This is a genomic window from Vogesella facilis, from assembly GCF_042648525.1.
GTDB lineage: Bacteria > Pseudomonadota > Gammaproteobacteria > Burkholderiales > Chromobacteriaceae > Vogesella > Vogesella facilis.
In genome coordinates this window covers 48,322-60,835 of sequence record NZ_JBHRXN010000012.1, presented here as the reverse complement: position 1 = coordinate 60,835, position 12,514 = coordinate 48,322, and the positions used below count along the sequence as shown (strand labels likewise).

Annotated in this window: 11 protein-coding genes and 1 pseudogene; 1 reads left to right on the top strand and 11 read right to left on the bottom strand. The window is 46.8% G+C overall.

All coding sequences use genetic code 11. From position 1 onward, the window contains the following. Nucleotides 1-636 (top strand): annotated as a pseudogene (locus ACFOLG_RS06855) (integrase core domain-containing protein); the annotation flags it as partial. 126 nt (nt 637-762) lie between these two features. Here ACFOLG_RS06855 and ACFOLG_RS06850 read toward each other — a convergent pair. From ACFOLG_RS06850 to ACFOLG_RS06800, 11 genes are all read right to left on the bottom strand, one after another. Then, nucleotides 763-1,284 carry a GDP-mannose mannosyl hydrolase gene (locus ACFOLG_RS06850; RefSeq protein ID WP_386089961.1) on the bottom strand — a complete coding sequence of 174 codons (522 nt, stop codon included), beginning with the start codon at nt 1,282-1,284 and terminating at the stop codon, nt 763-765. Further along, nucleotides 1,271-2,704 (bottom strand): mannose-1-phosphate guanylyltransferase/mannose-6-phosphate isomerase, encoded by a 1,434-nt coding sequence (locus ACFOLG_RS06845; protein WP_386089958.1) that lies wholly within the window; start codon nt 2,702-2,704, stop codon nt 1,271-1,273. Before ACFOLG_RS06845 ends, ACFOLG_RS06850 begins: the two co-directional genes overlap by 14 nt. A 27-nt stretch (nt 2,705-2,731) precedes the next feature. Continuing rightward, nucleotides 2,732-3,589 carry a glycosyltransferase gene (locus ACFOLG_RS06840; RefSeq protein ID WP_386089956.1) on the bottom strand — a complete coding sequence of 286 codons (858 nt, stop codon included), beginning with the start codon at nt 3,587-3,589 and terminating at the stop codon, nt 2,732-2,734. Beyond that, a complete protein-coding gene (locus ACFOLG_RS06835; RefSeq protein WP_386089953.1) occupies nt 3,582-4,376 on the bottom strand; it encodes a glycosyltransferase family 2 protein in 795 nt (264 codons plus the stop codon). The genes ACFOLG_RS06840 and ACFOLG_RS06835 overlap by 8 nt, the downstream gene beginning before the upstream one ends. Nucleotides 4,377-4,393: 17 nt before the next feature. After that, entirely contained in the window at nt 4,394-5,020 is a 627-nt protein-coding gene (locus tag ACFOLG_RS06830) for a transposase (RefSeq protein ID WP_386089951.1), read from the bottom strand. 693 nt (nt 5,021-5,713) lie between these two features. Beyond that, a complete protein-coding gene (locus ACFOLG_RS06825) occupies nt 5,714-7,183 on the bottom strand; it encodes a lipopolysaccharide biosynthesis protein (protein WP_386089949.1) in 1,470 nt (489 codons plus the stop codon). After that, the gene (locus ACFOLG_RS06820) at nt 7,176-8,198 is read right to left on the bottom strand and encodes a glycosyltransferase family 10 domain-containing protein (protein WP_386089946.1); all 1,023 of its coding nucleotides are present in this window, start codon (nt 8,196-8,198) and stop codon (nt 7,176-7,178) included. The genes ACFOLG_RS06825 and ACFOLG_RS06820 overlap by 8 nt, the downstream gene beginning before the upstream one ends. Then, entirely contained in the window at nt 8,195-9,358 is a 1,164-nt protein-coding gene (locus ACFOLG_RS06815; RefSeq protein WP_386089944.1) for a DegT/DnrJ/EryC1/StrS family aminotransferase, read from the bottom strand. Before ACFOLG_RS06815 ends, ACFOLG_RS06820 begins: the two co-directional genes overlap by 4 nt. Nucleotides 9,359-9,360: 2 nt before the next feature. Further along, nucleotides 9,361-10,287, bottom strand: coding sequence for a GDP-L-fucose synthase family protein (locus ACFOLG_RS06810; RefSeq protein WP_386089941.1), 927 nt, complete (start codon nt 10,285-10,287; stop codon nt 9,361-9,363). Between the two features lie 11 nt (nt 10,288-10,298). Continuing rightward, a complete protein-coding gene (gmd, locus tag ACFOLG_RS06805; protein ID WP_386089938.1) occupies nt 10,299-11,417 on the bottom strand; it encodes a GDP-mannose 4,6-dehydratase in 1,119 nt (372 codons plus the stop codon). Nucleotides 11,418-11,482: 65 nt separating this feature from the next. Beyond that, nucleotides 11,483-12,475 carry a CgeB family protein gene (locus ACFOLG_RS06800; protein ID WP_386089936.1) on the bottom strand — a complete coding sequence of 331 codons (993 nt, stop codon included), beginning with the start codon at nt 12,473-12,475 and terminating at the stop codon, nt 11,483-11,485. Nucleotides 12,476-12,514 lie beyond the last annotated feature (39 nt).

The following is a 12,514-nucleotide window of genomic DNA, read 5'->3' as shown; positions in this document are numbered from 1 at the left end:
GGGGGGGGGGGGGCATGATCTACTGCGTGCCGGGTTTCCCACCATCAATCACAAGCGGGTAGGGCCTGGCCGTCCGGCGACGCAACCATCGACGCAAGCTCACTGGTGTGCGGACGCCAGTGCAGGCGGCCACGCAGTTGAACAAGGTGTGGAGCCTGGATTTTGTCAGTGATCAGTTGGCCTGCGGTCGATGCTTGAAATGCTTGACGGTTGCCGATGACTTCAGCCACGAGGCGGTACAGATTGCGGTAGGTTTCTCGATGTCTGGCCAATACGTCACGCGCATGCTGGATCAGGTTGCGCAATTTCGAGACTACCCATTTGCAGTCCGGACGGATAATGTGCCAGAGTTCACCAGCCGGGTGTTTATGGGGTGGGGTGCGGACACATGGCATCCAGCACATTCTGATTCAGCCTGGCCAGCCAATGCAGAACGGTTACGTTGAAGGCTTCAATGCCAGATTCCGCGATGAGTGCCTGAACGAGCATGTCTTCGATATGTTGGCAGAAGCGCTGCAGATCATTGCGGCCTGGCGGGACGACTGCCACCAGATCCGCCCCCATGGTTCGATTGGCCGTGTACCGCCAGCGGTGTTTGCTGCACGCTATCTCAGGAGCTGGCTGCAACGTAACTAAGCAGTTCCATAACCATGCAAACCTAGGGCTTCTCTCCTTATCGCTGGTATGGCTGACGGGGGCAGACCATACTCTGAGCGGTAAAGATACAGACCCGCAATCAATTATGTAGGTCTGTTTTATGAACTAATGGAAATATGCACGTGAGTGGGGGTGGACATCGTCTCGGGTCGATATCGATACGGGATGTTCCCAGCGGTACTGCTGGTGCTGCACTGCTAGAGGTAGAGCAAGCTCGGCCTCGTCAATGACGACTCGATAAGCAAGGACCACATAATGTGTCCCGACCCCCTTTTTGTTGCCGGCATTGCTGTCGTAAAAATGCTCCCAAACGCCATGAAACTGTGCCGAAGCACGGGCAAGAGAGCAGCCCAACTCTACCAGGGTCAGGCGTCCGAAAGCAGCATCCAGTGTCTCGTTTTTCAATACACGGCCACCGGGTACGAACCAGAAGCCCGCTGCCGGATTGTTGCGCCGTAAACCAAGTAGTGCTTCGCCCTGGCTGTTCATCACGATCAGATCGATCGAGATCAACGGCGCATCACGCACCACGTTCATAAACGATTCGAATGGCAATTGAGAGTCTCTGCCAGACTGGGCTGCAAACGGCGAGGCGTGCCGTTCAGGCGGGCTGTCAGACTCGGCCATATTTGTCCTCTAAGCGCACGATATCGTCTTCGCCCAAGTAAGCACCGGATTGTACTTCAATCAGTTCGAGAGGGATCTTGCCTGGGTTCTCCAGGGCATGCACCACGCCTACAGGGATATAGATCGACTGATTCTCCGTCAGCAGGACTTCCTTGTCGCCATTGAGTACCTTGGCGGTGCCCGATACCACCACCCAGTGCTCGGCCCGGTGATGATGCATCTGGACTGACAATTTGGCACCGGGCTTCACGGTGATCCTTTTCACTTGGTAGCGGGCACCATTATCGATACAGTCATAGCACCCCCAAGGGCGATACACAACGCGGTGTTGGGCAGCCTCTTTGCGGCCCTCTGCCTTGAGCCTGTCGACAATCTTCTTGACCTGCTGCACGTGGCCCTTGTGAGCAACCATGACGGCATCGTCGGTATCCACTACAACCAGATCGGCGACTCCTACTGCCGCCACTAGTCGACCGTTGGCGCTATGCAGGTAACTGTTTTGGCTCTCCACTGCTAGTACGTCGCCCTTGAGTACATTGCCGTCGACGTTTTTCTCGGAGACCTCCCACAGCGCATCCCATGACCCCACATCGCTCCAACCAGCCGACAATGGAACTACCACGGCCTTGTCGGTTTTTTCCATCACCGCGTAATCAATCGAGTCTTCTGGGCTTTGTGCAAAAGCCGTCGCATCCAGCCTTAAAAAGTCCAGGTCAGCACTCGCTCCGTCCAGTGCAGCACGGCACGCAGCGACAATCTCAGGAGAAAATTTGGTGAGCTCATCAATAAGCACTGATGCTCGGAACATAAACATCCCGCTGTTCCACAAATATCGGCCGCTGGCCACATAGTCCACGGCAGTGGCCAGGTCCGGTTTTTCTACAAAGCGAGAAACAGGATAAGTACCCATAAGCACCTCATTCCTTATTTCCCATTCGCTATTTCTACCTTTTTCTATATACCCATACCCTGTTTCCGGCGCCGTTGGCATAATGCCAAATGTCACTAACGCACCGGTCTCTGCCGCCTGTTGTGCCAATAGCACAACCTCGTGGAACGCCTCTACATCGGCAATCGCATGGTCCGCAGCCAGTACCAGCAGCAAAGGATCATCGCCACCCTGCAGGATCCGCAAAGCGGCCACAGCAATGGCTGGTGCGGTATTGCGCGCCACCGGCTCCAGCAGAATGGCTGATGCTGCTACATTGGCCTGTCGCAATTGTTCAGCCACGATAAAGCGATGAGCTTCATTGCAGACAATTAATGGCTGAAGACAAGAAGTAATACCATCAAGTCGGGCCAAGGTGGCCTGTAGCATGGTTGTCTCACCTATCAGAGGCAGAAATTGCTTGGGGAACAGACTACGAGACAGTGGCCATAGGCGGGAACCAGAGCCGCCAGAGAGGATAATTGGAACCATGTTTCAATCCTGATTGTGTGTAGAAATTCACCGAGAGGATGATTCGGTACATTTCGGATTTGCGGTCTTTGCTTCAGCCATTACAGCGCGAATTTTGGCGACAGCTTCGCTGTTTATCTGGTTTCGCTCACGATCAAAAAACCAACCCCATTTATTGAAATATTGAACGGCAGATTTGATGTGGACAAGCAGCAGTCTCTTGTTTTTATATGAGGCTTTAGCAAATTCGTGCGTTATTATTGCATCTGGATAAAATATAATTTTTCCATGTTGCGAGAGACGTCGTGATAAATCTGTGTCTTCAAGATACATAAAGAATCTTTCGTCAAAGCCGCCAATTTTCCTGAAAATTTCAGCGCGCACAGCCATGAAGCAACCAGAAGCATAAGGAATGGCTACAGCTACATTATAGCTAAACCAGCGAAGCTCAAAATTGTTATCTAACTTGTCTGCTAATTTTTTTGCAAAACGCCTAACAAAAAGATTGAGTGGAGAGGGAAGTAGCTTGCAGAGCCGCTGAAGTTGTCCATCCGGATAGATGACCTTGGGGACAACACAAACCACATCATGATTTTTATTTATGAAATCAATTAGTTTTATTGCGTCGTCACTTGAAAAGTGAACATCGGGATTTACTATAAGATAAGTGTCATAATCAGGGAATTTTTCTTTTGCTAAATTATGTGAGGCACCAAATCCTGGATTAGAAGGGGTGTGAATATATTGGGCGCCAAAAGATAAGCATAATTCCTGAAATTTATTGGTTGGAGAGTTGTCAACAACAAAAACAGTATTTCCAGTGATGCTGGCGCAGCAAGCAAGAACGGTTTTTATCTGATCAATTGGATTGCAGTAGATAACAATGGTAGAGACCGTTTTAGTCATTTTTTATATTTTTCATGTAAACGCGAATTTTTCTAATGGGATATTTTATATATTCTAATGCGGACGCTATGAAATAAAAAGTAAAATTTACTTTTTTTTCTTGGAAAAGATTTTTTAGAACGGCTAGGTAGCTGGCATGCATTTTGGAAAGTGAGCCTGTTAAACCGGATGCGCCGATAGGAGGCTTAAATCCGCCGGCTAAATTATGGGGTAGTAGCCAACTTTCCCCCGCGGAAACATTTTCAAGCCAGCATCGATAATCCTCCATGCGTCGATGCCTTTCGTCAAAATGCACAAAGCCAAATCTTCTAACCATAATGGTTGGAGTGTAGAATGGATTTCTGATACAAAAATTAAATCTTTCAATTTTTTTTACGGATTTATCTGTTGTTGCGGACATTCTCGAATAAGACAAGTCGAATACATAACCATGGCCTGTCATGTGCAGGTTATGTTTTTCCATATAGCAAACTTGCGTGATTATTTTCTGTGGGTGCCAGACATCATCTGAGTCAAGAAAGGCTAAATATTTACCTTTTGCAATCTCTACCCCTCTGTTTCTGGCGTATGCCGCGCCTTTATTTTCTTCGTTTTGGAGAAAGGTAATGTTTAGTGAACTTTTGAACTTTGAAATGATATTGATTAATTGGCTGGGGTCTTTGCTTCCATCGTCAATAACTATAACCTCAAAGACTGCATGAGTTTGATTTTTGACGGAATCTAAACATCTTTCTATTACTGAATGAGAGTTGTAACATGGGATTATCACACTGATCTGATTATTCATGTCTGGTTTCATTTTTTCTAGATGTTTGCTCTGTGGTGGATCTTGATCCTATGCAAGAATAAATAATCGTTCCTGATTATGTTGCTATCTCTGTTCGGTTTGATGATGCGGCTTCTGGTACACGGTTTGGCTCGCATAAAATCTTTAGCTAAGCGTAGCTCCGGCCCTACCAGATCAAAGCGCCGATCGAGCCGATACTGCACATCGACCAAGTAGCGCTGTGCATACCTTGCAAATTTGAACGCAAGGTACGTATCGCTCAACGCTGTTTTCAGGTTGTCGAGCATGATGTTCAGGCACTTGAATGGCTCGATCTCTGTGCCAATCTTACTTCTGGGCGTAATCCGTACCGCGTGGCGATAATCCAATTGCCTCAGCACCTCAAACTCCAACAGACAATCTGACGTTACACAATTTACAGAACCCAGCACCTCCAGTGCCCATGGCCCCAGCGTCGCAAACGTAAATCCAGCTACCGCGTCTAAGCGCAGCCGCTTTGGGTGGCAGCCTCGCATTTCCATGGCGTCCACAAAGGCGCCCTTGCTCTTGGAACCACCTGCCGCTTTACCATTGGTTGTCTCTCGGTGCGCATCATCGATTCGGATGAGCAAGCATTGCTGCTTCGCTTTGCGCATCGCTTCCATCACTTGCGCTTGAGAAGCCTGGCGGCACGCCATGTGATGCCCTACTCACGCATCTGTGCCAAGGCAGCTATATTGGTCATCGACTGGGCCACGAGGCAGATGGACAGAAACCAGGTGGTCAGCGGTAAATGGCTATGCTCCATCAACGTTCCCGTACGCAGACTGGTCTGTGGTTGGCTGGCTTTGCACTGCAGTAGCGGGGGGGGCGGCACGCATGAATTGCATAGCGGTCGTGTCCACACTTGGGGCGGCGAAAGTCATGCAGCCTGCGGACTCGAATCAGGTGTCCCTCGCACTGGGCCTCTGTCCAGTACTGTTGCGTGAACATAGGTAGAGGCAATCCCTTCTGAAACTGGATGCCGTTGATCATGATGCTGCTCATAATTTTCTGGGCCTCCCGTTCAGTTTAGAGTGTCGGAGCTGCGATTACTGTAGAAGGAGCACAATCAGAAATTTTCTTATGAATATCAAATTCATGTGTAATAAAATTTAATCACAAATAAACCACAATATGTATATTGTATGATAAATAATTTTGCTGATTACTTCCAATGTGAAGGATTTAATGCGCAGTATAAAATTTTATATAATCTATCTTATGATAAAATTTATGAAACATGATTTCATACGCTGAGTGCTTGGATGTCGCTCTCGAGTATCTAGCCGATCTGGTAACAATTATCCTCTTGATCTCTATTTTTTTTCTACCGGAAGACAAATCGTCATAAGCGCATGAAAAGAAGAGTTGTATTTCGTCAGCGTAATAATGCCAGCCATGCTTATCGTTCCGCATGTGACTAGAATGGCAATGTGTTGCCAAACCGTTGTGGCGTCAAAGCTGGCAGAGAGCAACACAGGCAATAATCCTAATAGGGAGGCCATTGCCCATATCTTATAATCCGGTAATAGACGAGCGATCTGTTGCATTTTAAAAGTTGAAGTAACCAATGCAAGGAGCATGGCTGCAGTCAGTACCCATGGTACAGCAGAGATCGGCGCATCAATCTTGTAAAGAAAGGTAAAGCCTATTAAAGAAAAAATGACGGCGACTAGATAAGGGTAAATCATTGATGTTGTTTTTTTGTTAATCTGTGCGGCTTGGTTGATCATGTTGGTGCTAGCGCGGCATCCTTCCAGAAGCATGGCGATGCTACAAAAAATAGCGGCCCCTGCAAAACGTGGGTCAGCCAAGATAGCCAGAAAATTGGATGCCGTTGCAACGCCTAAGCCCAACATGGCCAAATAAATTGGCATGATCGTATTAATCATCTGATTGAATGCAATAAGACTGTCGTTACGGTTGTTAGCGCTCAAGCGATGATAATATTTTGGGTATACGATCTGAGTGGTGATGGCTTCGATAATTGACCAGAACTGGCTAGCAACACCCATGCCAAGAACAAGCAGCCCCAAATTGTAAGCCCCCCACCTTGATTCAACTACAAAACGATACCCTCCTGTCAACGCCCAAAGCATGCCAGCCGTTATTGCTAACGGAAGGCAGTAGTCTTTAACTGATGACCAATCCAAGAAAGATCGGTTGACTTCTGCTTGGCTGCTATTATTGGCCGATAATAAATGTAGGGCCACCGCAGCACCAACTGCCAGGCCAATCAGTTGTCCATAAAGCCAGGTTACAGCCTTAGCTTGCCACATGACTAGTAGAATGGATGCAGATAGTGCCAGCGTGACGGTTAGCATGCCTAGCAGTGCTGACTGACCACGTCTGCCAAGCATATTTAGCATAGGAACCAACGTGTTATTCCATGTTCCAAACCATACGAACAAGCCCAGCGAGCAAGCTATTAATACCGACGTTCCAAAATCTTTAGTAAGGCTTTGAACATGAGTTGAACCATACCAAACCAGCCCCGCTACCGTGGCAAGTAATGACAAGATACTTAAATAGGAGTTATATTTTTTCATTTGCTCCAGTAATATACCTTGCTGATGCCAGTGGTGAGTATGCCTGTTGATGTATTGGCCAACGGGGTTGATCAAAAACAAGCCAAAAAAACTAGCAAATGCGGTCATGAGCCCTAGCAAGGCAAACTGCTCGACGGATAGCCAATATGTCATTGCACGCAAAGCCAGCAGGCCAATGAGTGCTTGACCTAGCCTTGCTAAGGCTAACCAAACCATTCCTAAATTTTTTTTATTCAAAACTAATTCCAATATCTTTTGCAATATTTTTAGCGACCACTTCGGAAAAGTGCTCAGCTGAGAATGGTATCGCAGAATCGCTTTTCAAGAAATTAATAATATTTTTTTGATAATCAATGTATTCTTCTTCGCTGATTCGTTTCAGGGCCTCATGCAATTGATCGTGATTTTCAAACTTCCTTCGATCAATAAAACAATTTGCCGGAATGATGTCCGTGATGTTCGGAGCGCCCCAATAAATTGGTATGCAGCCTGCAAAGAAACAGTCAAATATTTTTTCGGTTACATAGTTGTTGAAGCCCGTAGCATTTTCGTAACAAAAGCAGTATTTATAGTTTTTCAATACGGCTATTTTTGATTCAACCCTTCCTCTATAGGATGGAAAGGGCGTGTGGCCAAGTGCCGAATAAATCTTTCCTTCAATTTTTGTTAATAATCTCCCCGATTTACCGTAGCGCATTGGCGGAATGTTCCAGCCAGTACCATAAAGGTGAAAGTCGTCTAGAGCATTCTTTTCATACCAGCGTATGGTTTCGACTCTCTCAGAGTAAAGCTCTCTTTTATCGGGTTCGGCTGCTGTTTTGTTTCCAGAAATCATACAAGAAAACGTAGCTCTGTCAGCAAAGCCATCACAAGATGGAAAACTTAGCTCTTGTGAAAAAAATACCTCTGTAAGTGGAGTCGATGTTGAAAGACTTTTATCCCAAGAAAAAACTCTATCAAAGCTATCTAAAACTTCTTTATTTGATCCGTTAGGTACAATAAGTGGTGTTTCAAGCTTTATCAAGAATTTTTTTATTTGGCTCTTCCGCTGAATATTTTTTGCATCAATATGAATTTCAAACTCCGAGTCTGATTCGTTAATCATGTCGGCAGTTTGTAAATCAAATCCAAGTATGCCTAATTTGTTTTTTAAAAGGCGCATCGGAAGCATGCAGTTATCACGGTTGGCGGCCGAGTCGGGGTCGAAAGCGACGTTTTCAACCCCTAACCCAAATATCTTGGCTTTCTTCATTTGTTAAATGTGGTGTGAAGATATTTGAGATGGTCTTTCAGATTGTAATGATGGTTTCCAACAAAAAAACCATATTGATCGATGTGCTCTGCATTTTCGAGCTCATTGTGGATGGAGTAGTTACACCATTTTAAGACTTCATTCTTTGCAAAATTTCCTGCAACAATAGGTCGGACATCAATACCAGCATGCATGAGTTTGTCTGTTAGTTGATTACGGCTGGTAGGTGCATCTGATTTTAGAATCAAGGCAAAGCCAAACCAGCTGCTATCTCCAATTTCTTGTTGAATATCCAGCCACGGATGGTTTGCGAACAGCTCTTGGAAATAAGCGGCATTCTCGCGGCGAGCCTGGATCATGCCGGGTAGTTTTTTGAGCTGTTCCTGACCAATTGCTCCACTCATTTCCAATGGACGTAGGTTGTAACCAGGCAGAACAAAACGGAATGACTCTTCGAATGGGTTATCGCTCTTTTCGCTGCATACATGGTTGAACTTTGGCAGGTTGCGTGTCCAGCCGTGTGCGCGCAGGCAAAGCAGAATGTGGTAGAGTTCTTCATCGTCGGTAACAACGAGGCCGCCTTCCATGGTGGCGATGTGATGACTGAAGAAGCTGCTGAACGTCCCCATCAGGCCAAAGGTGCCGGCCTGTTTGCCATCAAGCTGTGCTCCCATGGATTCGCAGTTATCTTCAAGCAGGATGATATTGCGTCCAGCTATAATTTGCTTGATACGTGCAAAATCGTTGGGATTGCCCAGCAGGTTGACGGCCAAAATAGCACGGGTATTTTCCGTAATGGCTGCTTCCAACTGGGCCAAATCCATATTTAGGGTTTGGCGGTCAATATCAACAAAGCGTAGCTTGAGTCCATACTGCTGAAGTGGATAGTAGGTGGTGCTCCACGATACGGCAGGGACAATCACTTCGTCCCCTTGCTTGAGGGCGCCGTTTTTCCGGAACATCAGTGCGCCGATCATGGCCAGGTTGGCCGAAGAGCCCGAGTTAACCATGACGGCATAACGGCTACCCACCCAGTCAGCAAATTGTTCTTCGAACTTCGCCACTTCTTTGCCCATGGAAAACATGCCCGAATCAACAACGCGTTGGATTGCTGCATATTCGGCCTCATCCCAGGTAGTGCTGGCAAGTGGATAGTGCATTATTAAATCCCTTCAATAGTTTTCAGATAGAATTCGTAAGTTTTGGCTAGGCCTTCTTTCAGGGTGGTACTTGCTTGCCATCCCCATTCGTGGGCCTTGCTGACGTTGGTAAGCTTCCGGTTCATCCCAATCGGTTTGGTTAGGTCATGAACAAATTTACCAGCGAAGCCAACAACTTCGGCTGCTGCCTGATAGTAATCATTGACTGAATAATCATGACCCAAGCCAATATTCATCAAGCTTGGTAATTCTTCGATTTTATCCGCAGCCCCAAGTAGTGCTCCAGCTAAATCTCCCGCATAGAGAAATTCACGACGGGCCTCGCCTGACCCCCAGATTTCCACTTCTTTGGCCCCTGTGATTTTGGCGTCATGCAGTTTGTGAATGATAGCAGGAATCAGATGGGACCAGCGGGGGTCAAACTTATCATGGCGGCCATAAAGATTACACGGGATGACCGTTTTGTAGTGCAGCGATGATTGTTCTCGGCTGATATATTCGGCCAGCCGTGCAACTGCAATTTTGGCTAATGCGTAACCTTCGTTAGTGGGTTCTAGCTCACCGGTGAGAACATCCTCTTCCTTGAGTGCATCATTACGGTTTCTGGGGTACATGCACGAACTGCCGATATTTAGCAGTTTTGGTACGCCAACTTGTGCTGCCGCCAGCAGCACGTTGCGCCCCATATCGAGGTTTTCAACCAAAAAACGCACGGGCTCGCGCATGTTGGCCTGGATGCCGCCCACACGACCCGCAGCATGGATGATCAGATCGGGCTGCTGTTGATCTACAAAGTGACAAACTGTTCCGAAGTCTGCCAAATCAAGATCCGTATGGCGCGGGACGAGCCACTGATGCTGCTGTGCTGCCGGGTGCTCCAGCAGGTTGCGCCCGACCATACCGGATGCGCCTGTCAATAGTATTTTCATCTAGATCCTACTCAGCGTTCGATGCTTACCGCTACAGGGTAACCGTGCTGTTTCAGCAGCGCATGCTGCCGTGCCTGTTCAATGTCATAGGCCACCATTTCCGCACACATTTCCTGTACGGTTGTCTCCGGAGTCCAACCCAGTTTCTCTTTGGCTTTGGTGGGGTCCCCCAGGAGTGTTTCCACTTCGGAAGGACGGAAGTAGCGTGGGTCCACCAATACGATGGTATCGCCTACTTTGAGGGCCGGGGCTTTGTCACCAGTAATACTGGCTACAATTGCCTTTTCTTCCACTCCTTTACCCCTGAACTCTAGAGTAATTCCCAGGTTGGCTGCTGTCATGCGGATGAAGTCACGCACGCTATATTGCACTCCTGTAGCAATGACAAAATCTTCCGGTTGTTCCTGTTGCAGCATGAGCCATTGCATTTTGACGTAATCACGGGCATGTCCCCAGTCGCGTAGCGCATCCATATTGCCCATGTACAAGCAGCTTTCCAAACCTTGAGCAATGTTGGAAAGGCCACGGGTAATCTTGCGCGTGACAAAAGTCTCCCCACGACGCGGGCTTTCATGGTTGAACAAAATGCCATTGCAGGCATACATGCCGTAGGCTTCCCGATAGTTTATCGTAATCCAGTAGGCATACATCTTGGCCACTGCATAGGGACTACGCGGGTAAAAAGGCGTGCTCTCCCGCTGCGGAATTTCCTGTACCAGACCATACAGCTCAGAAGTCGATGCTTGATAGAAACGAGTTTTCTTCTCTAGCCCCAAAAAGCGAATCGCTTCGAGAAGGCGGAGGGTGCCCATCGCGTCCACATCAGCGGTGTATTCAGGAGACTCAAAACTTACCGCAACATGCGACTGGGCGCCCAAGTTGTAGACTTCATCGGGCTGAACTTCTTGCACAATGCGAGTGAGGTTAGAACTATCAGTAAGGTCACCGTAGTGCAGCTTGATTCGGACGTTTTCTACATGCGGATCTTGAAAGATATGATCTATTCGATGAGTGTTAAAGAGTGATGCCCGCCGCTTTATGCCGTGAACTTCATATCCCTTTTCAAGCAAGAGCTCTGCGAGATAGGATCCGTCTTGTCCGGTGATGCCTGTAATAAGTGCTTTTTTCATTTTGAATTTTTCAATGTCTATGCGGTTTAAGTGGTATTTGTGCTTGTTGAAAGTTGACTTGGTTTTTAGGTCAAACCAATTTCTCGAAATACCTTTCCGAAGCGGGCCTCAAAGGAGTGCTCTTGAAGTGTTCTGGCATAACCAGCATTGGCCACGCTTTCGCGAAGCTCTGAATCTTCTAAATAGTAGTGCACTTTTTCGACGAGATCATCAGTGTCGACAAATATCCCAATTTCCTCGCCTATTTTGTAATAATTTTCTAACCCTTCAACATAATATGAAAGCTGAAAAGATGAAGTTGCCGCTATTTCAAAATGGCGAGCCTTTAATTGCTCTACTGTTTTCTTTGAGCGAAGACGGGAAAGCAACCCGCGGGGTGAGCTTATCAAATATCGGGCATCCCAATTTGAAGAGTTGGATAGGTTGAGATTGATTTTGCTTTGGTTGAATATTTTTACCATTTTCTCGTGTGGGACTATCCCATTTTTCCAGCCGTAACCAAAAGTGTGAACTTTGACTCCTGATTTTCTGATTTTTTCAACCAGCCACTGGCGATAGGGGTGCCAGCCACCAACAAAACTCACATCGTAGATTTTCTCTACATCAAGTCGTTTGTATAGCTCATGGTTGGCCCCAAATGGAAAGTGGTGAGCATTGTTCATGCCCAACTTGCTATACTTATAAACCCCATAAATATCGGGGGTGGTGAAATGATCAAAATGGCCTGCCCAATATCTGGAAAAATCAACCCGCCAAGTATCATCATGAAAAAAGCAAAGGGTCTTAGTAATGGCACGCAGGGCAGAAACCGTGCTCGGCTCAATTTCGTCTGTGTACAGAGAGAAAATCATTAAATCTGGATTTTCTTTTGTTGCTGTGTCCAGCAACATTTTATTCATGTTTTCTTTGCCATGCGCATTCATGAGGCTCATGTAGTCAAATATTGATACGTCATGCCCGATGTTTTTTAAACTACAAAAGAAATTGTAATATTCGTATGATTCTCCTCGTGTGGGAATGCCATAATCATACTTCATAATAACTAAAATAATTTTCATCGCGGAATTGGAACCTATTTGAAAGTGATCGCCCAACTA